Origin of the sequence: Pseudomonas sp. OTU5201 (assembly GCF_038440135.1) — a bacterium.
GTDB lineage: Bacteria > Pseudomonadota > Gammaproteobacteria > Pseudomonadales > Pseudomonadaceae > Metapseudomonas > Metapseudomonas resinovorans.
In genome coordinates this window covers 1-21,527 of the sequence record NZ_JASATC010000031.1, presented here as the reverse complement: position 1 = coordinate 21,527, position 21,527 = coordinate 1, and the positions used below count along the sequence as shown (strand labels likewise).

Here is a 21,527-nt window from a genome sequence, read left to right as displayed (position 1 = left end):
CTTCTTTCAGTGAATCAGGATTCAGACCTTGCAGAAAGCGGGAGAAATGCCGCGTTTGGTGACATATGCGCCGCCACGCAGAGCGATACGCCTGCTGGAGCGATCAGCTCAACGACCTGGCAGCCACGGCCGGCTTGCACAGCAGCCAGTCGTTGAGCAGGGTGCGCAGCTCCTCGAACTTCACCGGCTTGGCCATGTAGTCGCTCATACCTGCCGCCAGGCACCGTTCTCGGTCACCGCTATGACTGTGCGCGGTTATGGCCAGCACTGGCAGATCGGCGCAGCCAGGCATGGCGCGCAGGGCGCGACAGGTAGCGAACCCATCCATCACCGGCATCTGGCAGTCCATCAATACGGCGTCGATGGGCTCGCGACGGATCTGTTCGAGGGCCTCGGCGCCGTTGTCCGCAGTGCGCACGCGGTAACCGAGCTTGAGCAGCATGCCGCGGGTCACCAACTGGTTGATGGCGTTGTCTTCCACCACCAGCACGGTGCATTGCTCCGGTCGGCGTTGTGGCTGACCACCGGGACGACGCGCCGGCACGACCAGGGCCTGGGCCGGCAATGCCAGGCTCAGGTCCAGGCTGAAGGTGCTGCCACGACCGGGTTGGGATTGATGGGAAAGTTTGCCACCGAGCAACGCCACCAGTTGCTGACTGAGCGCAAGGCCGATGCCGAGGCCGCCGTACTCGCGGGTCATGGAACCGTCGAGCTGGTAGAAGCGCCGATAGATCAGACCATCCGGTGGAGTCGCAAAGCCAATGCCGGTGTCGGTGACCTCGATGCGCAACGCCAGACTGCCGTTGGCCGGTTCCTCGCCGCTGACCTTGAGGCCGACGCGGCCTTGATTGGTGAACTTGATGGCGTTATCCAGCAGGTAGCCCAGCGCCTGGGCCAGTTTGCCGGCGTCACCTTCGAGAGTGTCCGGCAGCTTCTGGTCGAGCTTCAGCTCGAACACCAGCCCCTTTTCCTCGGCGCGGGGGCCGTACTGCACCCGCAAGCTGTCAACCAGCCCCCGCAGGCTGAAGGGCTCGCGCCGCGGGTAAAGCTTGCCGGCCTGCAGCTCGGTCATGGCGAGAATGTCGTTGACCAACCGCATCATGTCCCGCGCTGAACCGGAGGCGGTGCGCTGATACTGCTCCAGTTCATCGTCCAGCGGCAGGGTTTGCATCAGCTCGAGGGAACCGATGACACCGTTCATCGGCGTGCGCAGCTCATGGGTGACGGTGGCGAGGAACTCGTCTTTCAGGCGGTTGCTGTTGGCCAGTTCCTGGTTAAGCGTTTCCAGCTTGCGGCCGGCGTCCAGGAGGATGCGCGCACGCTCTTCCTTCATGGCGTTGATACGATCGGCCAGGGCCAGGGACAGCAGCCCCACTTCCAGTGCCGAGCCGATCTGGCTGGCGTACATGGTCAAGAAGACGTTCGGCAGGTAGCCCAGCACCATCAGGGTGTTGATGGCACCACCAAGGAGGAAGGCGCTCCAGGCAATGATGAAATAGCGCGCTACGCGCATCCCCCGCAGCCAGGCCAGCACACCGGCGGAGAAAATCACCACCGTGAAGATCAGCGCCAGGGAGGTGGCCAGGCGCAGGGCCAGGCCGTAGCTGGCGGTCAACGCCAAGACCATTGCCAGTCCGCCCAGGGCCATCAGGCCCAGCAGAGCGCGGTCCATCCAGGGGCTGTGGTCGGCGGTGTGCAGGAAACTACGAGAGAACTGGCAGCCGAACAGTGCAGCCGAACCGATCAGGAAAGGCGTCGCCGCATTCGCCCACCAGGGGTTGTCCGGCCAGAAGTACTGAATGCCCGCGCCATTGACCGAAATCTGGTAGAGCCCGAAGGAACCGATATAGAGGATGTAGTAGAGGTAGCTGGTGTCGCGGACGCTGAGGAAGATGAAGAGGTTGTAGAACAGCATCACCAGCAGCACGCCATAAATGATGCCGAGCACATAAATGCGTTCCGGCTGTTCCTCGAGGAAGGCTTTCTGCGACCAGAGCGTCAGCGGCGCCTGGATGGAGCCCTCGCTCTGCAGTCGCAGATAGATGCGCTTGATCTGATTGGGTTGCAGGCTGATGCTGAAGACGTAGTTGTTCTGCTTGATTTGACGGCTGTCGAACGGCAACGCATCGCCGGTGCGCTGGGCGAGGCGATAACCACCCTGGCCATCAGGCAGGTAGAGGTCGAGGTGGTCCAGCGGCGGGTAAGCCAGTTCCAGCAGCCAGTCCTGCTGGCCGCCTCGGTCGAGCGGGCGGTAGTTCAGGTCGACCCGCAGCCAGAAGACTGAGCGAGAGTAACCGGCATTGAGCACAGACTTGTCATTGCGACGGAAGCTACTGGCCAGGGCTGGGGACGTGATGTCGTCGATCTCGGCATCGCCACGAACGTCTTCGAACACGTCCATGTGCTTGCCCAGCGGAAGACTGCGCAGCTGTTCGTCGAACTCCACGGCATTGGCCAGCCCCGCGAGCAGGCAAAGAGATAGGAAAAGGAGGGTACGCATGCAGCCCCGCAATGGCCTCTTGACCGCGTCCGGGAGCCCCGCCTCCTTATTCGGCGCGCCACCCGGGGCCAGGTTGTTCGAAAACAGCACTCTAGCACAGCGCAGAGCGGCTGAAAGCTGCACATTGCCATCATGCCAAAACAGCTCTATTCCGGGCCTTACAGGTCGAAGGACAATGCCACCCCGAACACCCCTGAGGCAAAGCGCCGCCGGTGCGGCTCGGCGAGGTGTTTAATGGTAAGCTCGCCGACCATGAAAACGACCAACTCTCGCCCCGTAGTCCTCTGCCTTTCCGGCCACGACCCCAGTGGTGGCGCCGGCCTCCAGGCGGACATCGAAGCCCTGATCGCACAAGGCTGCCACGCCGCTCCGGCGGTGACCGCCCTGACCGTGCAGGACACCGTCAACGTTTCCGACTTCCGCGTTCTGGATCGCGAATGGGTGCTGGCCCAGGCCCATGCCGTGATCGCCGACCTGCCGGTAGCCGCCGTCAAGCTGGGGATGCTCGGCTCGGTGCAGATGGTCGAAACCGTGTTGGAAATCATGCAGTCGCTGCCGGGCATTCCGCTGGTCTGCGACCCGGTGTTGCGCGCCGGAGGCGGCGGTGCACTGGGCAAGGACGAGGTGGGCTACGCGATCCGCGAACGCCTGCTGCCGGTGGCCGCCATCGCCACCCCGAACCTGCCGGAAGCGCGCATCCTCGCCGAACTGCCGGAAGGCACTCCGGACGAATGCGCGGAGAAGCTCCTGCCCTTCTGCCGCAACCTGCTGATCACCGGCGGCCACGGCGACGAGACCGAAGTGCATAACCGCCTCTACACCCAGGACGGTCAGCGCCACACCTTCACCTGCCAGCGCCTGCCCGGCAGCTACCACGGCTCGGGTTGCACCCTGGCCAGCGCCCTGTCCGGCCGCCTGGCCCTGGGCGAGGAACTGTCCAGCGCCGTGCGCACCGCGCTCGACTACACCTGGCGCACCCTGCGTGACGCCGAACAACCCGGCCATGGCCAGTACGTGCCGCGCCGCTTGCCGCTGGACTTCTGCCAATGAAACTGCGCGGTCTCTACGCCATTACCGACAGCCAGTTGCTGGCCGGCGGCAAGCTGCTTCCCTATGTCGAGGCCGCACTGAAGGGTGGCGCCAAATTGCTGCAGTATCGCGACAAATCCACTGACGACGCCCGCCGCCTGCGCGAGGCCGAGGCACTGGGCGAACTGTGCACTCGCTACGGTGCCCAATTGATCATCAATGATGACGCTGAACTGGCCGCACGCCTGGGCGTCGGCCTGCACCTGGGCCAGGGCGACGGTTCCCTGGCCGCAGCCCGAGCCCTGCTCGGCCGCCAGGCCATCATCGGCGGCACCTGCCACGCCAGCCTCGACCTGGCGGCCGCAGCGATCAAGGAAGGCGCCAGCTATATCGCCTTCGGCCGCTTCTACAATTCCCAGACCAAACCGGGCGCACCGGCTGCCACCCTGGACCTGCTGGACCAGGCAAAGCAGCGCTTCCAGTTGCCGATTGTCGCCATCGGCGGCGTGACCCTGGATAACGCTCCCGAACTGATCGCCCGCGGCGCCAGCATGGTAGCGGTGGTCCACGCGTTGTTCGGCGCTGATTCTGCAGCTGAAGTAGAACGCCGCGCCCACACCTTCAGCGCCCTGTTCGACGCCGCCTGAACCCGAATTCGCTTGTAAAGAGAGTCCTGCCCATGTCCCGTTCCGAAACCCTGTTCGCCAACGCCCAGAAACACATCCCCGGCGGTGTCAACTCGCCGGTCCGCGCCTTCAAGAGCGTCGGCGGCACCCCGCTGTTCTTCAAGCATGCGATCGGGGCCTACGTAACGGACGAGGATGACAAGCGCTACGTGGACTACGTCGGCTCCTGGGGCCCGATGATCCTCGGCCACAGCCATCCGGACGTGCTGGACGCGGTGCGCAAGCAACTGGAACACGGCCTGTCCTACGGCGCGCCCACCGCGCTGGAAGTGGAGATGGCCGATCTGGTCTGCTCCCTGGTGCCATCCATGGAGATGGTGCGCATGGTCAGCTCCGGCACCGAAGCCACCATGAGCGCCATTCGTCTGGCGCGCGGCTACACCGGCCGCGACAGCATCATCAAGTTCGAAGGTTGCTACCACGGGCACTCAGATTCCCTGCTGGTGAAAGCTGGTTCCGGCGCCTTGACGTTGGGCGTGCCCAGCTCCCCGGGCGTTCCGGCGGCCTTCGCCCAGCACACTCTGACCCTGCCGTTCAACGACATCGACGCGGTTGAAAAGACCCTGGCCGAAGTGGGCAACGAGGTAGCCTGCATCATCGTCGAGCCGGTGGCCGGCAACATGAACTGCGTGCCGCCGGCCCGGGGTTTCCTCGAAGGTCTGCGCAGCCTGTGCGACAAACACGGTGTGGTGCTGATCTTCGACGAAGTGATGACCGGCTTCCGCGTCGCCCTCGGCGGTGCCCAGGCCCACTACGGTATCTCCCCGGACCTCTCCACCTTCGGCAAGATCATCGGCGGCGGCATGCCGGTGGGCTGCTTCGGCGGCAAGCGCGAAATCATGTCGTGCATCGCTCCGCTGGGCCCGGTTTACCAGGCCGGCACCCTGTCCGGTAACCCGCTGGCCATGGCCGCCGGCCTGACCACCCTGAAACTGATCAGCCGCCCTGGCTTCCACGCAGAGCTGACCGACTACACCACTCGCATGCTCGACGGCCTGCAGCAGCGCGCCGATGCCGCCGGCATCCCATTCGTGACCACCCAGGTGGGCGGCATGTTCGGCCTCTACTTCAGCGGCGCCGACGACATCATCACCTTCCAGGACGTGATGGCAAGCGATGCCGAACGCTTCAAGCGCTTCTTCCACCTGATGCTGGACGGCGGCGTGTACCTGGCGCCGAGCGCCTATGAGGCGGGCTTCACTTCCATCGCCCACGGCGACAAGGAACTGGCGATCACCCTGGACGCCGCCGAGCGCGCCTTCGCCAAACTCAAGCAGGCCTGATGCAGTACAGCACCGCGCTCTCCGACGGCATCCTCGCCCTCGCCTGCCTGACCAGCGCCTTCGCGCTGGTCCAGGCGAGCAAGACGCTGGCGGACGCGGAGCGGCCGGCCTGGTTCTGCGCCTTGCTCGGACTGCTGATTCCGGCCGCTGCTGCCCTGTGCGGGGTCGTGCGCTTCTCGCTCGATCCTTCCTGGCACGAAATCCACAGCCTGTTCAGCCAGGCCGGGACCTTCCTCGCGCTACCGCTGGTCGCCCTGGCGATCTTTGCCTTCGCAAGAGGCACTATCTGGAGCCGCGCTGGCTGGGGTCGCCTGGTGATCGGCTTGTGCGTCTTCTTCGAACTGGCCCGGCGCTTCGAGCTGCTAAGCGAATACCGCCTGCTGTTGAGTCTCGCCGCCTTTGCCCTGATTCTGCTGGCCGGCCTGGGCCGGCTACCGGAGCAGCCCCTGCCGCTGCTGGCGGCGCTGGCGACCATCGGCCTGTTCCTCGTGGCCGGGCTGGCTGTGGGGACTGACGGCTTTGTCGGTCCGTTACGCCGAGTCGACCTGTTCCACGCCCTGCTCACCCCCGCCTATCCGCTTCTAGCCTGGCTGCTACTGCACCTTCGCGGCACCGAGACAAACACAAACAAAGTAAAGGCTTTGTAAGATCGCCCCGGCTTATTTCATAATGTGACGGTCGGCGCGTTTCTCGCCGGCCGGGCATGATGCCTGCACTGCTTCCGAGGCGCTGTGATCCCCATGAACCGCACCGGCCGCACCCTTATTCTGGGCTGCCTGTTGCTTTTCCTGCCGCTGCTGGCAAATGCCGGCGGTAACTCCCTGCTGATCCCTGCAACCGGCCGCTGCAACCTGAACAGCCTGCCGGAAAACCTCTCGGAAGCCATTTCCGCCTGCCAACAGGCCGCCAAGGGCGGTGACGCCGAAGCCCAGTATGAGCTCGGCGAGTTCTACTACGACGGCAAACGCACCCCACGCGACCTGGCCCAGGCCCTGCAATGGTTCGAGCAAGCGTCCCTCAATGGTCATGCCATGGCCCAATTGCGCCTGGGCAACATGTTCTTCCGGGGCGAAGGCGTACCAGCCAATAACGTGCAGGCGTACATCGTGCTGAAGATGGCCGCAGTGAATGGTTCGGACGAGGCAATGGACAGCGCCGACCTGGTGGCCGCACAGATGCGTAGTGATGAGCTGGAAATCGCGACCCAGGTACTGGGACAGATCTTCCGCAACTACCTGCTGGAACTGCAGGCAGCCGACGGCGGCTCGCCTTTCTCGCCCCTGCCCTGACGGCAGCGGCACACATACCGGTACCCGCTTACTTCTCCGGCATCGGCATGGGGAATGGCATCACGTTGCCGCTACCTTTCGCCTCGCTGATCTTCGGCGTGCCCAGGCGCTCCACTTCATCGATGCGAATGATCGAATGCATCGGCAAGAAACTGCGCACCACGCCTTCGAATTGGGCCTTGAGCTTCTCTTCGCTGGGGTCGACGACTACCTGAGTGCGCTCACCGAAGACAAATTCCTCCACCTCAAGAAAGCCCCACAGATCGCTCTGGTAGATCTGCTTGGCGTACATCTCGTACACCTGGCCCTGGTTCAGGAAGATCACCTTGTAGATTGGGGTGGACTTGCTCATGGCGGTTCGGCGGGTCGTCGCGGGGCGTTCTCGGGGGCGCAGATCATAGCATAGCCATCAGGCAGCCGGCGCTAGGAACGCTGGGGGATGGCGACTATAATGCGCGGTTCTTCGAACCACCTGATCTGAAGTGCATGGCCAAGAAGCTCTATATCGAAACCCACGGCTGCCAGATGAATGAGTACGACTCGTCGCGCATGGTCGACCTGCTCGGCGAACATCAGGCACTGGAGGTCACCGAACGCGCGGAAGAAGCCGACGTGATACTGCTCAACACCTGCTCGATCCGCGAGAAGGCGCAGGAGAAGGTGTTTTCGCAACTTGGCCGTTGGCGCGAACTGAAACAGCAGAACCCGGAACTGGTGATTGGCGTTGGTGGTTGCGTGGCCAGCCAGGAAGGCGCCGCCATCCGTGAGCGCGCGCCCTACGTGGACGTGGTATTCGGCCCGCAGACCCTGCACCGCCTGCCGGAAATGATCGACGCCGCACGCCTCACCCGCAAACCCCAGGTTGACATCAGCTTCCCCGAGATCGAGAAGTTCGACCGCCTGCCCGAGCCCCGAGTCGATGGCCCCAGCGCATTCGTCTCAGTGATGGAAGGCTGCAGCAAGTACTGCACCTTCTGCGTCGTGCCCTACACCCGTGGCGAGGAAGTCAGCCGTCCGTTCGACGACGTACTGGCCGAGGTCATCCACCTGGCCGAGAACGGCGTCCGCGAAGTGACCCTGCTGGGCCAGAATGTCAACGGCTATCGCGGTCTGACCCATGATGGGCGCATCGCCGACTTCGCCGAGCTGATCCGCGTGGTCGCTGCCGTCGAGGGTATCGACCGCATCCGCTACACCACCTCGCACCCGCTGGAGTTCTCTGATGCGCTGATCCAGGCCCACGCCGAAGTGCCGGAGCTGGTTAAATTCGTCCACCTGCCGGTGCAGGCAGGCTCCGACCGCATCCTGGCGGCCATGAAGCGCAACCACACCACGCTCGAATACAAGTCGCGCATCCGCAAGCTGAAAGCCGCGGTGCCGGATATCTGCATCAGTTCGGACTTCATCGTCGGCTTCCCTGGTGAGACCGACAAGGACTTCGAAGCCACCATGAAACTGGTGGAAGACGTCGGCTTCGACTTCTCCTTCTCCTTCATTTACAGCTCGCGCCCGGGCACCCCGGCAGCCGATCTGGTGGACGACACCCCGGAAGAGGTGAAGAAGCAGCGCCTGCAGATACTCCAGGGCCGCATCCACCAGCAGGGTTTCGAGATCAGCCGACGAATGGTTGGCAGCATCCAGCGCATCCTGGTCAGTGACTTTTCCAAGAAAGACCCGGGCATGCTCCAGGGCCGCACCGAGAACAACCGCATCGTCAACTTCCGCAGCGCCAACCCGCGCCTGATCGGCCAGTTCGTCGATGTGCGCATCGACGATGCCCTGCCCCACTCCCTGCGCGGCAGCCTGCTCGAGGAAGCCCTGCACTGATCGACCTTCGGGGTCCGTGCTTTTCCAGGCGGCCCCCCGGGGTTATTCTTCAAGTCATTCCATTTCTACCGCCCAAGGGCGAACACACGACATTGAACGCCTCCCTGGATTTGCACCGCTTCACCCTGGAACCCTTTGAAGCCCGCCGCTTCGCCAATCTCTGCGGCCAGTTCGACGAGCATCTGCGCTTGATCGAACAACGCATGGAAATCGAGATCCGTAACCGAGGAAACCAGTTCGAACTGGTTGGCGACCCTCAACGCACCCGCGCCACGGAAAACCTCCTGCGTCGCCTCTACCGCGAAACCGAAGCCATCGAATTGTCGCCCGACCTGGTGCACCTCTTCCTCCGCGAGACGGGAATGGAAGAAGCCAGCCCCAGGACCGAAGCCGTGACACTGCGCACCCGCAAAGGCAACATCCGCCCCCGCGGGGCCAACCAGCAGAGCTACGTGAAATCGATCCTCGATCACGACATCAATTTCGGCATCGGTCCGGCCGGCACCGGCAAGACCTACCTGGCAGTCGCCTGCGCCGTGGACGCCCTGGAACGCGAGCAAGTGCGCCGCATCCTGTTGGTTCGACCGGCGGTCGAGGCGGGCGAGAAGCTCGGCTTCCTCCCTGGCGACCTCTCGCAGAAGATCGACCCCTACCTGCGCCCGCTGTACGACGCGCTTTACGAGATGCTCGGCTTCGAGCAGGTAGCCAAGCTGATCGAAAAGCAGGTCATCGAAGTTGCCCCGCTGGCCTACATGCGCGGCCGCACTCTTAACAACAGCTTCATCATTCTCGACGAGAGTCAGAACACGACCCTCGAGCAGATGAAGATGTTCCTGACCCGTATCGGCTTCGGTTCCACCGCCGTGATCACTGGCGACATCACCCAGATCGACCTGCCGCGCGGCACGAAATCCGGCCTGACCCATGTGATCGACGTGCTGCGTGACGTTCCCGGCATCAGCTTCACCCACTTCAAATCCCAGGACGTGGTGCGCCACCCGCTGGTGCAACGCATCGTGGAAGCCTACGACCGCTTCGACAGCCGCCAGCAGCCAGCCAAGGCCAAGCCGGCCGACAACGACCCAGGCGCGATAAACGACAATGCTTGAACTTGACCTGCAGCTCGCAAGCACGGCCCCAGGCCTGCCGAGCGAGGCGGACTTCCGTCGCTGGTGCGAACTGGCCCTGCGCCAGCGCAGCGCCGACTCCGAGCTGACCATCCGACTGGTGGACGAGCCCGAAGGCCGCGAACTGAACCGCACCTGGCGACACAAGGACTACGCTACCAACGTGCTCTCCTTCCCTGCCGACGTACCGGACGAGTTGCTGGATATCCCGCTGCTCGGCGACCTGGTGGTCTGCGCGCCGGTTGTGGCACGGGAAGCAGCCGAACAGGGCAAGGCCCTGGAGGCACATTGGGCGCACCTGGTGATCCACGGTTGCCTGCACCTGCTCGGATACGACCACATCGAAGATGCGGAAGCCGAGGAAATGGAAACACTGGAACGGGAATTGCTGGCTGAACTTGGCCACCCCGACCCTTACCGCGACGACGAAGACCAATAAGAAGCACCGAGCAAAGGACATATGAGCGAAGATCGATCGAGCAACGGGCACAGGTCCTGGCTGGAAAAGCTGACCCAGGCCTTTGCCCATGAGCCGAAAAGCCGCCAGGAGCTCCTCGAGCTGCTGCGCGAGGCCCATCAGAACAAACTGCTCGACAGCGAAGCGCTGTCGATTGTCGAAGGCGCCATACAGGTCGCTGATCTGCAAGTACGCGACATCATGGTGCCGCGCTCGCAGATGATCAGCATCAGGGCCAACCAGACGCCCAAGGAGTTCCTCCCGGCGATCATCGACGCCGCTCACTCCCGCTACCCGGTCGTCGGCGAAAGCCTGGATGACGTCATGGGCATCCTCCTGGCCAAGGACCTGTTGCCACTGATCCTTCAGGACAACGGCCAGTCGTTCAACATCAAGGACCTGTTGCGCCCGGCCACATTCGTGCCCGAATCCAAGCGCCTCAACGTGCTGCTGCGGGAATTCCGCGCCAACCATAACCACATGGCCGTCGTCATCGACGAATACGGTGGCGTTGCCGGCCTGGTGACCATCGAAGACGTGCTGGAGCAGATCGTCGGCGACATCGAAGACGAGCACGATGTCGAGGAAGACAGCTACATCAAGCCGCTGCCCAGTGGCGACTTCATCGTCAAGGCACTGACTCCGGTGGATGCCTTCAACGAGTTCTTCGAGACGGACTTCTCCGAGGACGAGTTCGACACCGTAGGCGGCCTGGTCATGGGTTCCTTTGGTCATCTACCCAAGCGCAACGAAACCACCGAGATCGGCGAGTTCCGCTTCCGCGTGCTCAACGCGGACAGCCGCCGCATTCATCTGCTGCGCCTTTCCCCGCTTTCCCGTTGATACGCGCCCCCTCCACAGAGAAGGGGCGCCCGTGGATAATCGCGCCCGGAGCCGGAAAAAGGCTCCGCTCGCATGCTTTTCCAGCTCCCTATCCGCCCAAGGACCGAGCATGAACTGGATCACCCGCCCCGGCTGGCCGGGCAACCTGTTGGCCCTGGCCGCCGGTGCCCTCACCCCCCTGGCTTTCGCCCCCTTCGACTTCTGGCCCCTGCAACTGCTGTCCCTGGCCCTGTTCTACCTCGGCCTGCGCGACCTGGCGCCCAAGGCAGCCTTCTGGCGCGGCTGGTGCTATGGCTTTGGCCTGTTCAGCACCGGTACCAGTTGGATCTACGTCAGCATCCACGACTACGGCGCCGCCTCGGTGCCGCTGGCGAGTTTCCTCACCATCGGATTCAGCGCCGGTGTTGCCCTTTTTTTCGCCCTGCCCGCACTGGTCTGGGCACGCTGGATACGTCGCAGCGAGGCAGCCCTGGCCGACACCCTGGCGTTCGCCGCCCTCTGGCTGGCCCAGGAAGCCTTTCGCGGCTGGTTCCTCACGGGCTTCCCCTGGCTTTACGCCGGCTACAGCCAGCTCGACGGCCCACTCGCCGGCCTTGCGCCGGTGGGCGGCGTCTGGCTGGTGTCCTTCGCGCTGGCACTGTCCGCCGCCTTGCTGGTAAACCTTGCACGCCTGCGCAGCCGTCCCGCATTCCTTGGTGCCGGCATCGTGCTGTTGATCGCGCCCTGGGGCGGCGGCCTGGCACTCAAGGGCCACGCCTGGACCCAGCCAGCCGGCGCGCCGCTGAAGGTCGCGGCCATGCAGGGCAACATCGAACAGAACTTGAAATGGGACCCGGAGCAACTCAACGCCCAGCTCGCGCTCTACCGCGACATGACCTTCAGCGCGCAAAAGGCCGACCTGATCATCTGGCCGGAAACCGCCGTGCCAGTGCTCAAGGAATTCGTCGAGGGCTACCTCGGTGTGATGAATCGCTTCGCCACTGATCGACAGTCAGCCCTTATCACGGGCGTACCGATCCGCCAGAGCAATGAACGGGGCGAGAAGCGCTACTACAACGGCATCACCGTGGTCGGCCAGGGCGAAGGGACTTACCTCAAGCAGAAGCTGGTGCCATTCGGCGAGTACGTGCCGCTGCAGGAAGTGCTGCGCGGGCTGATCGCCTTCTTCGACCTGCCCATGTCCGACTTCGCCCGCGGCGACTCCAGCCAGGGGCCACTGATGGCCAAGGGATACCGCATCGCCCCCTACATCTGCTACGAAGTGGTCTATCCGGAATTCGCTGCCGGACTGGCCGCCCAGAGCGACATCCTCCTGACGGTGAGCAATGACACCTGGTTCGGCACCTCGATCGGCCCGCTGCAGCATCTGCAGATGGCCCAGATGCGCGCACTGGAGGCTGGCCGCTGGATGATCCGCGCCACCAACAACGGCGTAACGGTACTGATCGACCCGTTCGGCCAGGTCACCGAGGGCATCCCGCAGTTCCAGCAAGACGTGCTCTACGGCGAAGTCCTGCCCATGCAGGGCCTGACGCCCTACCTGCAGTGGCGAGCCTGGCCATTGGTGATTCTCTGCAGTCTGCTCTTCGCCTGGGCCTTGCTGGCCAGCCGCATCGCCAAGACGGTTTAGCGGCGCTGGCCGCTCCTTGTTGGGGGTGAAAGCACTCACACCCGACAAGGAACGCGGCCCTCTCAGTCATAGGCCAGTGGATAGGCCAGCAGTCCGACGACCTCGTTCAGCAGCATTCCGCTCTGCCAGACCGCCTTGGACTCCGGCAACCAGCCGCCCAGCGGGCGGCCATTGGGTACGCCGAGGTAACCCACGGGCGCCGCCACCACCTCGAACCCCGCCCGCTCGAAACTCCATCGGGCCCGGGGCATGTGCGAAGCCTGGGTCACCAGCAGTACCCGGCGCACCCCGGCAGGTTGGAGCAGCGCTGCACTGTAGGTGGCGTTCTCCCAGGTGGTGCGGCTGTTCCCTTCCTGCCAACGCACCTGCAGGCCGAAATCACGCCCAAGTGTATCGGCCATGATCCGCGCCTCGGAGGGCGGTTCCCCAAAGTGCAGGCCGCCACTGGTCAACAGCGGCAGGCCACTGGCACGGGCCAGACGCGCGGCATAGCGCAGGCGCTCCATCGCCATGGGCGAAGGCTGATCCGCGCCCCAGGCCGGGTCGGCCTGTTCACGGCCGCCACCCAGCACAACGATGGCATCCACCCGACTGGCCAACTGAGGCCACTCCGCCAGGGCCAGGGGCGGATCGCGCTCCAGCGCCTTGGCCGACCATTCGACCATGATCGGCAGGCTCATCAGCCAGAGACCTCCAAGCCCCACAATGAAACAGGCCAGAGACAGGCGCGGCATGCGCCGACGCAGCCACCAGGCCAGCAGCAGCAAGAGCAGCAGGCCACCGGGCGGGAGCAGGAATTGCTTGATGATGTAGCGAATCGGCATGGGCACCTCCAGGGTGCCCGGAGCCTAACGGGGATTGGACGTACGGAAAAGCTGCGATCCACAGGACATGCACGCCGGCACACCCTGGCCGCGCTGCCAGATGGCCGGCGTACCGCACATGGCGCAGCACAGTTGCTGGCGGCGCTTTAACAGGGGTTTGGGCTTGAGGGCGAAGCTCTTGGGTGGGCCGCTGTCGGCACGCGGGGTTCGACGGGGGAACTCCTCGATCGCCGCCAGCTCCTCAGCGGCGGCATGCCAGCCGCGCAACCAGCGCATGTCGCGATCCAGATAGGCGCGGATCAACTCCATCTCGGCAGGAGTCAGTCCCTTGAGTTCCAGTTCGAGCGGTTCCTCGTCGCGCAAGCGAACCGCCGTATCCGCTTCATCCAGCGCCAGGGCCAGCCGGTGTAACAACCGCTCGTAGAGCCCGCTCCCTGAGTCCGTCCGCCGCAACTCACCCATCCAACACCTCGAACTGCGTAAACGCTTGCGTTGCTTATGAAAAGCTTAGCGTCCGGTTACCCGCTGCAAGGTGCCCGCGACAAACGGCGCCGGGATTGCCGACGGACGCCGGGCCGTGCATTCAGGGTTTCCCTAGGCCGACAGGGGTCATGTATGCTACGTCGCTTGAATTTCTGTTTCCTCCAGGGTCCGGCAGCGTGGCCAAGGCCAGCGCACCCGGACCGAGGAACCCCATCCTCCAGCGCCAGTAGCCATGCACGAACAGTATCAGCCCCGCGAAATCGAAGCCGCCGCGCAAGCCCACTGGGACGCGCATAAATCCTTTGAAGTGAGTGAGCAGCCCGGCAAGGACACCTTCTATTGCCTGTCGATGTTCCCCTACCCGAGCGGCAAGCTACACATGGGGCACGTGCGCAACTACACGATCGGCGACGTGATCGCCCGCTATCAGCGCATGCTGGGCAAGAACGTGCTGCAGCCCATGGGCTGGGACGCCTTCGGCATGCCGGCAGAAAACGCCGCCATGAAGAACAACGTCGCACCGGCCAAGTGGACCTACGAAAATATCGACTACATGAAGACCCAGCTGAAGAGCCTGGGCCTGGCCATCGACTGGTCCCGTGAAGTCACCACCTGCAAGCCCGACTACTACCGTTGGGAGCAGTGGCTGTTCACCAAACTGTTCGAAAAAGGCGTGATCTACCGCAAGAACGGCACCGTCAACTGGGACCCGGCAGACCAGACGGTCCTTGCCAACGAGCAGGTCATCGACGGCCGCGGCTGGCGCTCCGGTGCGCTGGTAGAGAAGCGCGAGATCCCGATGTACTACTTCAAGATCACCGCCTATGCGGATGAACTCTTGAGCAGCCTCGACGACCTAGACGGCTGGCCCGAACAGGTCAAGACCATGCAGCGCAACTGGATTGGCAAATCCCGCGGCATGGAAGTCAGCTTCCCCTACGACCAGGCCAGCATTGGCCAGGCCGGGGCACTGAAGGTCTTCACCACTCGTCCGGACACCCTGCTGGGCGCCACTTACGTCGCTGTCGCCGCCGAGCACCCGCTGGCCACCCTGGCCGTGCAGAAGCTGCCGGCCGACAAAGCCGCTGAGCTGCAAGCCTTCATCGACGAATGCAAACGCGGTGGCGTCGCCGAAGCCGACATCGCCACCCAGGAGAAAAAGGGCCTGCCCACTCCGCTGTTCGTCGAACACCCGCTGACTGGCGACAAACTGCCCGTCTGGGTCGCCAACTACGTCCTCATGAATTATGGCGAAGGTGCCGTGATGGCCGTGCCGGCCCACGATGAGCGCGACTTCGCCTTTGCCCACAAGTACGACCTGCCGATAAAACCGGTGATCCGCACCGCTGCCGGCGACGAAACGCCCGCCCCGTGGCAAGACGCCTATGGCGAGCACGGGCAACTGATCAACTCCGGCGAGTTCGACGGCCTGGACTACCAGGGTGCCTTCGACGCCATCGAAGTGGCCTTGCAAAAGAAAGGCCTCGGCCAAGCCCGCACCCAGTTCCGCCTGCGCGACTGGGGCATCAGCCGCCAGCGCTACTGGGGCTGCCCGATCCCGATCATCCACTGCCCGAGCTGTGGTGACGTGCCAGTGCCGGAAGACCAGCTGCCGGTCGTGCTGCCGGAAGATGTGGTACCGGACGGCGCCGGCAGCCCGCTGGCGAAGATGCCCGAATTCTATAACTGCACCTGCCCGAAATGCGGCACAGCGGCAAAGCGCGAAACCGACACCATGGATACCTTCGTGGAGAGCTCCTGGTACTTCGCCCGCTACGCCTCGCCAAACTATGACAAGGGCATGGTCGACCCGGCTGCGGCCAACCACTGGCTGCCGGTGGACCAATACATCGGTGGTATCGAACACGCGATCCTGCACCTGCTCTACGCGCGCTTCTTCCACAAGCTGATGCGTGATGAGGGCCTGGTCAGCTCCGACGAGCCGTTCAAGAACCTGCTCACCCAGGGCATGGTGGTGGCCGAGACCTACTACCGCGTTGCAGCCAACGGTGGCAAGGACTGGTTCAACCCGGCCGACGTCGAGGTCGAGCGCGACGCCAAGGCCAAGGTCATCGGCGCCCGCCTGAAGACCGACGGCCTGCCGGTGGAAATCGGCGGCACCGAGAAAATGTCGAAGTCGAAGAACAACGGCGTCGACCCGCAAGCCATGATCGACGCCTACGGCGCCGACACCTGCCGCCTGTTCATGATGTTCGCCTCGCCGCCGGACATGAGCCTCGAGTGGTCCGACTCCGGTGTCGAGGGCGCTAGCCGCTTCCTCCGTCGCGTCTGGCGCCTCGCCCAGGCGCATGTCGCCGCGGGTCTGCCGGCCGCCCTGGACCGCAGCGCCCTGAACGACGAACAGAAGGCCGTGCACCGCGCCATCCACCTGGCCATCAAGCAGGCCAGCCAGGATATTGGCCAGCACCACAAGTTCAACACTGCCATCGCTGCCGTGATGACCCTGATGAACGTGCTGGAGAAAGCCCCGCAAGCCAGCGCTGAAGACCGCGCACTCCTGCAGGAAGGCCTGGAAACCGTAGCGCTGCTGCTGGCCCCCATCACTCCGCATATCAGCCACGTGGTCTGGCGTGAACTGGGCCACTCCGGTGCGTCCATCGACGCCACCTGGCCGACCGTGGACGAAGCCGCCCTGGTGCAGGACAGCCTGCAACTGGTGGTTCAGGTCAACGGCAAGCTGCGTGGTCATATCGAAGTGCCGGCCGACGCCAGCCGCGAGGCGGTGGAAGCCACTGCGCGCGCCAACGACAATGTGCTGCGCTTCACCGACGGCCTGACCATCCGCAAGGTCATCGTCGTACCAGGCAAACTGGTCAATATTGTCGCCAACTGATCGAAGCCGGCGCCCTCCTCCAGGAACGGCGCCGGTCTGCTCGCAAGGGGAAAGCAAGAAATGATGAAACGGAATCTGCTGGTCCTGGGCCTTGCCGCACTGCTGAGTGCGTGCGGTTTTCAGCTGCGCGGCACTGGCGACGCCAGCTTCGCCCTGACCGAAATGGACGTGACCGCCCGCAACCTGTACGGCCCGACCGTCAAGGCCGTGCGCGCAGCACTGGAAGACAACGGCGTGAATGTCCACGCCGGCGCGCCCTACACCCTTGTATTGGCCCGCGAGGACGAATCCCAGCGCACCGCCTCCTACACCACCGGCGCCCGCAGCGCAGAGTACGAACTGACCCAGACCCTGCAATACGAAATCCACGGCAACAATGACCTGCTGCTGATGGACGACAAACTGACCGTGCAGAAGTACTACGTGCACGACAGCAACAACCTGATCGGTTCCGACCAGGAAGCTGCCCAGCTGCGCCAGGAAATGCGCCAGGAAATGGTCCAGCAGATGCTCATGCGCCTGCAACTGATCACCCCGGCCCAACTCGACCAGCTGCAACAGACCGCAGAAGCCAAGGCCAAGGCCGAAGCCGAAGCGCTGGAAGCCGCGCGCCAGGCCGAGAAGGCCCAGCAACCGCAGCAATCGCCGCTGCAACTGCCCATCCAGTGAGTACACGGGGCCGCACGAGCGGCCCCGGTCATTTGCGCCTATGAAACTCAATCCCGCACAACTGGGCAAACACCTGCAGGGCCCGCTGGCACCGGTCTACGTCGTCAGCGGCGACGAACCGCTGCTCTGCCAGGAAGCCTGTGACGCCATTCGCGCCAGCGCCCGAGCACGGGACTTCAGCGAGCGCCAGGTGTTCAATGCCGAAGCCAACTTCGACTGGGGCCTGCTACTGGAAGCTGGCGCCAGCCTCTCGCTGTTTGCTGAGAAGCGGCTGCTGGAAGTGCGCATGCCCTCGGGCAAGCCCGGGGACAAGGGCGCTGCCGCTCTGCTGGAATACCTGGCGCGACCGCCGGAAGACACCGTTCTACTGCTGAACCTGCCCAAGCTCGACGGTAGCACCCAGAAAACCAAGTGGGCCAAGGCACTGATCGACGGGCCGGATACCCAGTTCATCCAGATCTGGCCCATCGACGCGCACAACCTGCCGCAATGGATTCGCCAGCGCCTGTCCCAGGCCGGGCTTGCCGCCAACCAGGAAGCGGTAGACCTGATAGCCGCACGGGTCGAAGGCAACCTGCTGGCAGCCGCCCAGGAAATCGAAAAGCTCAAGCTGCTGGCCGAAGGTGGGCAGATCGATGCCGCGACCGTCCAGGCAGCGGTGGCCGACAGTGCCCGTTTCGACGTCTTCGGCCTGATAGACGCCGCCCTCAATGGCGAGCCCGCGCATACCCTGCGCACCCTGGAAGGCTTGCGCGGCGAGGGTGTTGAGCCACCGGTAATCCTCTGGGCACTGGCCCGCGAACTGCGCCTGCTCGCTGGCCTGGCCCAGCAATACAGCCAGGGCGTCCCCCTGGAAAAGGCCTTTGCCGCCGCGCGCCCCCCCGTGTGGGACAAACGCCGCCCATTGGTTACCCGTGCCCTGCAGCGCCATCCGGCGTCGCGCTGGAATCAGTTGCTGCAGGACGCCCAGCGCATTGACGCGCAGATCAAGGGCCAAGCCCCAGGTGATCCCTGGAACGGCCTCGCACGTCTCGCCTTGCTTTTGGCCGGCCAACGCCTGCCCCTGGCCGCCGAGTAGCTGGACATTTTCTGAACAGAAGCTGATGATGCGCGCGCCTGCAGTGGTGCGGGCGCAATCGAGGATCGGCCATGGCCAAGAAACGCAAGCAAGGCGCGCCCGAACGCGCAAAGTCCCTGGTAGCCCAACCACTCTTTCGCTGCCGCCGGGAGAAGCCCCAAAAAGGCAATGGAAGTTACCGCCGCGAAGCCTCCCAAGATTGGGAGGCTTCGTCGCTTATGGCAGCCTGAGAAGGCGTGAATCGGCTCGGACGTGTTAAGGTCGCGGCTTGATTCGTCTGCCTCGAGACTCGCGTATGTTCGATGCTCCCGCCCCCAGCCTGATGTTCCGCAGCCTGGCCGCGGCCTCTGCCCTCACTCTGCTCAGCGCCTGCGCCGACACCCCGGCACAGAAGCCTGCTTCCGCTCCAAAGCCCCAGGTCAGCCAACCCGCCAGCGCCCCCGCCACAACCTCGGCGCAATCCGCCCAGGCCCCGATAGCGATGTCGGCCGTCAGCTTCGGCGCCTGGCGTGACGCTTTTCGCCGCGAGGCCCTGTCCAGCGGCATAAACCCCGAGACTTTCGATCGAGCCTTTGCCGGCATCACCCCGGACCCCAGCGTGATCTCTGCCGATCGCAGCCAACCCGAGTTCACTCGGCCGGTCTGGGAATACCTGGAAGGCGCCATATCGCCCTACCGTGTGCGCAAGGGCCAGGCCCTCATGACCGAACACGCAGCCACGCTGGACGCTATCGAACAGCGTTTCGGGGTGGACCGCGAGCCCCTGGTCGCCATCTGGGGCATGGAAAGCAGCTTCGGTCAGTTCATGGGCGACAAGTCGGTAATCCGCTCCCTGGCGACACTGGCCTACGAAGGTCGTCGCCCGGCGTTCGCTCACGCACAGCTGCTCGCTGCCCTGCAGATCCTCCAGCACGGCGATATCCAGCCCGCCAGCATGCTGGGCTCCTGGGCCGGCGCCATGGGCCAGACCCAATTCATTCCCACCACCTATAACAGCCACGCGGTGGACTTCGACGGCGACGGCCGCCGCAACATCTGGAGCTCCTCGGCCGATGCCCTGGCCTCTGCCGCGCACTACCTGCAAGCCTCCGGCTGGCGCAAAGGCCAGCCTGCCGCGCTGCAGGTGCAACTGCCTCAAGGCTTCGACTATGCACAGGCCGACGCCGACATCCGTAGGCCCGTGGCACAGTGGCAAGCCCTGGGCGTACAGACTGGCGCACAAGCAGCATCCTTGTCGGGGGAGTCCGCCTCGCTGTTGCTCCCTGCCGGCTATCGCGGCCCCGCCTTCCTGGTGCTGGATAACTTCCGCGCCATCCTCAAGTACAACAACTCTTCGTCTTATGCCCTTGCAGTGAGCCTGTTGGGCGAACGCTTCGATGGTCGTGGCGAACTCACTGCCAATTGGCCTCGCGACGAACGCCCGCTGAGCCGCAGCGAGCGCGTGGAACTGCAAGAATCGCTGACGGCCGCCGGCTACTCCGCGGGTGCGCCGGACGGCATCATTGGCGCCAACACTCGCAAGGCCATTCGCGGCTACCAGCAGCGTCTCGGCTGGCCAGCGGACGGCTACCCCAACCTGGAACTGCTCATGCAGTTGCGCGAGGGGCGCTAAGCCCCCCGCCTTCCTCGCAGCCTCCGGCGCGCTCGCTTCCGGACGGCGGCCAGTTCGTGCAGATGCCTTTGTGATACACTGCGCCACCCTTTTTTGCCCCTGCGGCAGCCCACGGAGCCTCTAGCGGAGCCAGTTTCCCTATGTCCGATACAGACACCTCCAAACCCGTCGCCAGCGGTGAAAAGTTCCGCACTGCGCAGGGCATCACCGCGATCAAGGATGGCCAGAAGCGCCGAGCCTCGACCGAGGCGCAGGTATTCGAACCCAAGCCCAAGTGGCTGCGGGTTAAGGCACCGGGCGGCAGCCGCTTCGAGGCGGTCAAGCGCAATGTCAGTGAACATCGCCTGAGTACGGTGTGCCAGGAATCGCACTGCCCGAACATGGGCGAGTGCTGGTCCAACGGCACCGCCACCATCATGCTGATGGGTTCGGTGTGCACCCGCGCCTGCCGCTTCTGCGCCGTGGACACGGGCAACCCCAACGGTTGGCTGGACCAGGAAGAACCCCAGAACACCGCCAAATCCGTCGAGCTGATGGCGTTGCGCTATATCGTGCTGACCTCGGTGGATCGCGACGACCTGCATGATGGCGGCGCCAGTCACTACGCCGCCTGCGTGCGCGCGATCAAGGAGCGCACGCCGCAAGTGGTCGTGGAGGCCCTGACACCGGACTTCAACGGCGACCTTCAGGCCATCGAACGAGTCGTGGACTCCGGCCTTGAGGTCTTCGCGCAGAACGTCGAGACGGTCAAGCGGCTGACCCATGTGGTGCGCGACCCGCGCGCCGGCTACGAGAAAACCCTGCGCGTACTGGAGCATGCCAAGCGTCACCGTCCTGACGTGCTGGCCAAGACCAGCCTGATGCTCGGACTGGGCGAGACTGACGAGGAAGTCATCGAGACCATGGATGACCTGCGCGCCATTGGCGTGGACATCCTCACCCTCGGCCAGTATCTGCAGCCCACCCGCAACCATTTGCCGGTCAAGCGCTGGGTCAGCCCGGAGGAGTTCAACCGCTTCCGTGATATCGGCCTGCAGAAGGGCTTCATGGAAGTCGCGGCGGGCCCGCTGGTGCGCTCCAGTTACAGGGCAGACCGAGTGTTCGAGAAGAACAACCTGGGCCTGGCAGCGCCGGTTCCGGTGCCGGGCCAGCCCCTCGACGTCAGCATCATTCCGGCACTCAACCTGAGCTGAGCTGGCGACTCACCGCCCGCTACGGCAAGTCGGCGACAGGGTGCTTTCACCCAGCACTCAGGCGCCATCCGAAAGCCCATAAAAGACTCGGGCCCCCCCCCCACGGGGGGGGGGGGGGGGTTTTTGGGGGTTGGGGGGCCCAC

Annotated in this window: 20 protein-coding genes; 16 read left to right on the top strand and 4 right to left on the bottom strand. The window is 64.2% G+C overall.

What is annotated here, in order from left to right; all coding sequences use genetic code 11:
• Window positions 1-103: 103 nt before the first annotated feature.
• On the bottom strand, window positions 104-2,500 hold the full coding sequence (locus AAHM40_RS18780; RefSeq protein ID WP_342245989.1) for a hybrid sensor histidine kinase/response regulator: 2,397 nt from the start codon (window positions 2,498-2,500) through the stop codon (window positions 104-106).
• Between the two features lie 252 nt (window positions 2,501-2,752).
• On the opposite strand from AAHM40_RS18780, the gene AAHM40_RS18775 reads away from it, so the two are divergent.
• The 5 genes from AAHM40_RS18775 (at window position 2,753) to AAHM40_RS18755 (ending at window position 6,787) form a co-directional block, all read left to right on the top strand.
• Window positions 2,753-3,550, top strand: a complete 798-nt coding sequence (locus tag AAHM40_RS18775; protein ID WP_280284726.1) for a hydroxymethylpyrimidine/phosphomethylpyrimidine kinase — start codon at window positions 2,753-2,755, stop codon at window positions 3,548-3,550.
• On the top strand, window positions 3,547-4,176 hold the full coding sequence (thiE, locus tag AAHM40_RS18770) for a thiamine phosphate synthase (RefSeq protein WP_342245988.1): 630 nt from the start codon (window positions 3,547-3,549) through the stop codon (window positions 4,174-4,176). Before AAHM40_RS18775 ends, thiE begins: the two co-directional genes overlap by 4 nt.
• A gap of 32 nt (window positions 4,177-4,208) precedes the next feature.
• Entirely contained in the window at window positions 4,209-5,498 is a 1,290-nt protein-coding gene (gene hemL, locus AAHM40_RS18765) for a glutamate-1-semialdehyde 2,1-aminomutase (RefSeq protein WP_342245987.1), read from the top strand.
• A complete protein-coding gene (locus AAHM40_RS18760; RefSeq protein ID WP_342245986.1) occupies window positions 5,498-6,145 on the top strand; it encodes a hypothetical protein in 648 nt (215 codons plus the stop codon). The genes hemL and AAHM40_RS18760 overlap by 1 nt, the downstream gene beginning before the upstream one ends.
• A gap of 93 nt (window positions 6,146-6,238) precedes the next feature.
• Window positions 6,239-6,787 carry a tetratricopeptide repeat protein gene (locus AAHM40_RS18755; RefSeq protein WP_342245985.1) on the top strand — a complete coding sequence of 183 codons (549 nt, stop codon included), beginning with the start codon at window positions 6,239-6,241 and terminating at the stop codon, window positions 6,785-6,787.
• 28 nt (window positions 6,788-6,815) lie between these two features.
• On the opposite strand, the gene AAHM40_RS18750 is transcribed toward AAHM40_RS18755, so the two are convergent.
• A complete protein-coding gene (locus tag AAHM40_RS18750; RefSeq protein WP_028631425.1) occupies window positions 6,816-7,139 on the bottom strand; it encodes a DUF1820 family protein in 324 nt (107 codons plus the stop codon).
• A gap of 134 nt (window positions 7,140-7,273) precedes the next feature.
• On the opposite strand from AAHM40_RS18750, the gene miaB reads away from it, so the two are divergent.
• The 5 genes from miaB (at window position 7,274) to lnt (ending at window position 12,671) form a co-directional block, all read left to right on the top strand.
• Window positions 7,274-8,614, top strand: coding sequence for a tRNA (N6-isopentenyl adenosine(37)-C2)-methylthiotransferase MiaB (gene miaB, locus AAHM40_RS18745; RefSeq protein ID WP_342245984.1), 1,341 nt, complete (start codon window positions 7,274-7,276; stop codon window positions 8,612-8,614).
• A 92-nt stretch (window positions 8,615-8,706) separates the two neighbouring features.
• A complete protein-coding gene (locus AAHM40_RS18740; RefSeq protein WP_028631423.1) occupies window positions 8,707-9,723 on the top strand; it encodes a PhoH family protein in 1,017 nt (338 codons plus the stop codon).
• On the top strand, window positions 9,716-10,180 hold the full coding sequence (gene ybeY / locus AAHM40_RS18735) for an rRNA maturation RNase YbeY (RefSeq protein WP_280284720.1): 465 nt from the start codon (window positions 9,716-9,718) through the stop codon (window positions 10,178-10,180). Before AAHM40_RS18740 ends, ybeY begins: the two co-directional genes overlap by 8 nt.
• Window positions 10,181-10,201: 21 nt before the next feature.
• A complete protein-coding gene (locus tag AAHM40_RS18730; RefSeq protein ID WP_342245983.1) occupies window positions 10,202-11,041 on the top strand; it encodes an HlyC/CorC family transporter in 840 nt (279 codons plus the stop codon).
• Between the two features lie 109 nt (window positions 11,042-11,150).
• Window positions 11,151-12,671 carry an apolipoprotein N-acyltransferase gene (lnt, locus tag AAHM40_RS18725; RefSeq protein ID WP_342245982.1) on the top strand — a complete coding sequence of 507 codons (1,521 nt, stop codon included), beginning with the start codon at window positions 11,151-11,153 and terminating at the stop codon, window positions 12,669-12,671.
• 62 nt (window positions 12,672-12,733) lie between these two features.
• On the opposite strand, the gene AAHM40_RS18720 is transcribed toward lnt, so the two are convergent.
• Together AAHM40_RS18720 and AAHM40_RS18715 are read right to left on the bottom strand one after the other, a co-directional pair.
• Window positions 12,734-13,495, bottom strand: a complete 762-nt coding sequence (locus AAHM40_RS18720; protein WP_342245981.1) for a YdcF family protein — start codon at window positions 13,493-13,495, stop codon at window positions 12,734-12,736.
• 24 nt (window positions 13,496-13,519) lie between these two features.
• A complete protein-coding gene (locus AAHM40_RS18715; RefSeq protein WP_342245980.1) occupies window positions 13,520-13,957 on the bottom strand; it encodes a hypothetical protein in 438 nt (145 codons plus the stop codon).
• 253 nt (window positions 13,958-14,210) lie between these two features.
• On the opposite strand from AAHM40_RS18715, the gene leuS reads away from it, so the two are divergent.
• The 6 genes from leuS (at window position 14,211) to lipA (ending at window position 21,384) form a co-directional block, all read left to right on the top strand.
• On the top strand, window positions 14,211-16,832 hold the full coding sequence (leuS, locus tag AAHM40_RS18710; RefSeq protein WP_342245979.1) for a leucine--tRNA ligase: 2,622 nt from the start codon (window positions 14,211-14,213) through the stop codon (window positions 16,830-16,832).
• A 60-nt stretch (window positions 16,833-16,892) separates the two neighbouring features.
• Window positions 16,893-17,501, top strand: a complete 609-nt coding sequence (locus AAHM40_RS18705) for an LPS-assembly lipoprotein LptE (RefSeq protein ID WP_274801852.1) — start codon at window positions 16,893-16,895, stop codon at window positions 17,499-17,501.
• Between the two features lie 40 nt (window positions 17,502-17,541).
• The gene (gene holA, locus AAHM40_RS18700; RefSeq protein WP_342245978.1) at window positions 17,542-18,579 is read left to right on the top strand and encodes a DNA polymerase III subunit delta; all 1,038 of its coding nucleotides are present in this window, start codon (window positions 17,542-17,544) and stop codon (window positions 18,577-18,579) included.
• A gap of 71 nt (window positions 18,580-18,650) precedes the next feature.
• A complete protein-coding gene (gene arfA / locus AAHM40_RS18695) occupies window positions 18,651-18,809 on the top strand; it encodes an alternative ribosome rescue factor ArfA (protein WP_342245977.1) in 159 nt (52 codons plus the stop codon).
• 65 nt (window positions 18,810-18,874) lie between these two features.
• Complete coding sequence (locus AAHM40_RS18690) at window positions 18,875-20,191, top strand: lytic murein transglycosylase (protein ID WP_342245976.1); 1,317 nt, start codon at window positions 18,875-18,877, stop codon at window positions 20,189-20,191.
• Window positions 20,192-20,331: 140 nt separating this feature from the next.
• Window positions 20,332-21,384, top strand: a complete 1,053-nt coding sequence (gene lipA, locus AAHM40_RS18685; protein WP_342245975.1) for a lipoyl synthase — start codon at window positions 20,332-20,334, stop codon at window positions 21,382-21,384.
• The last annotated feature ends 143 nt before the right edge of the window (window positions 21,385-21,527 follow it).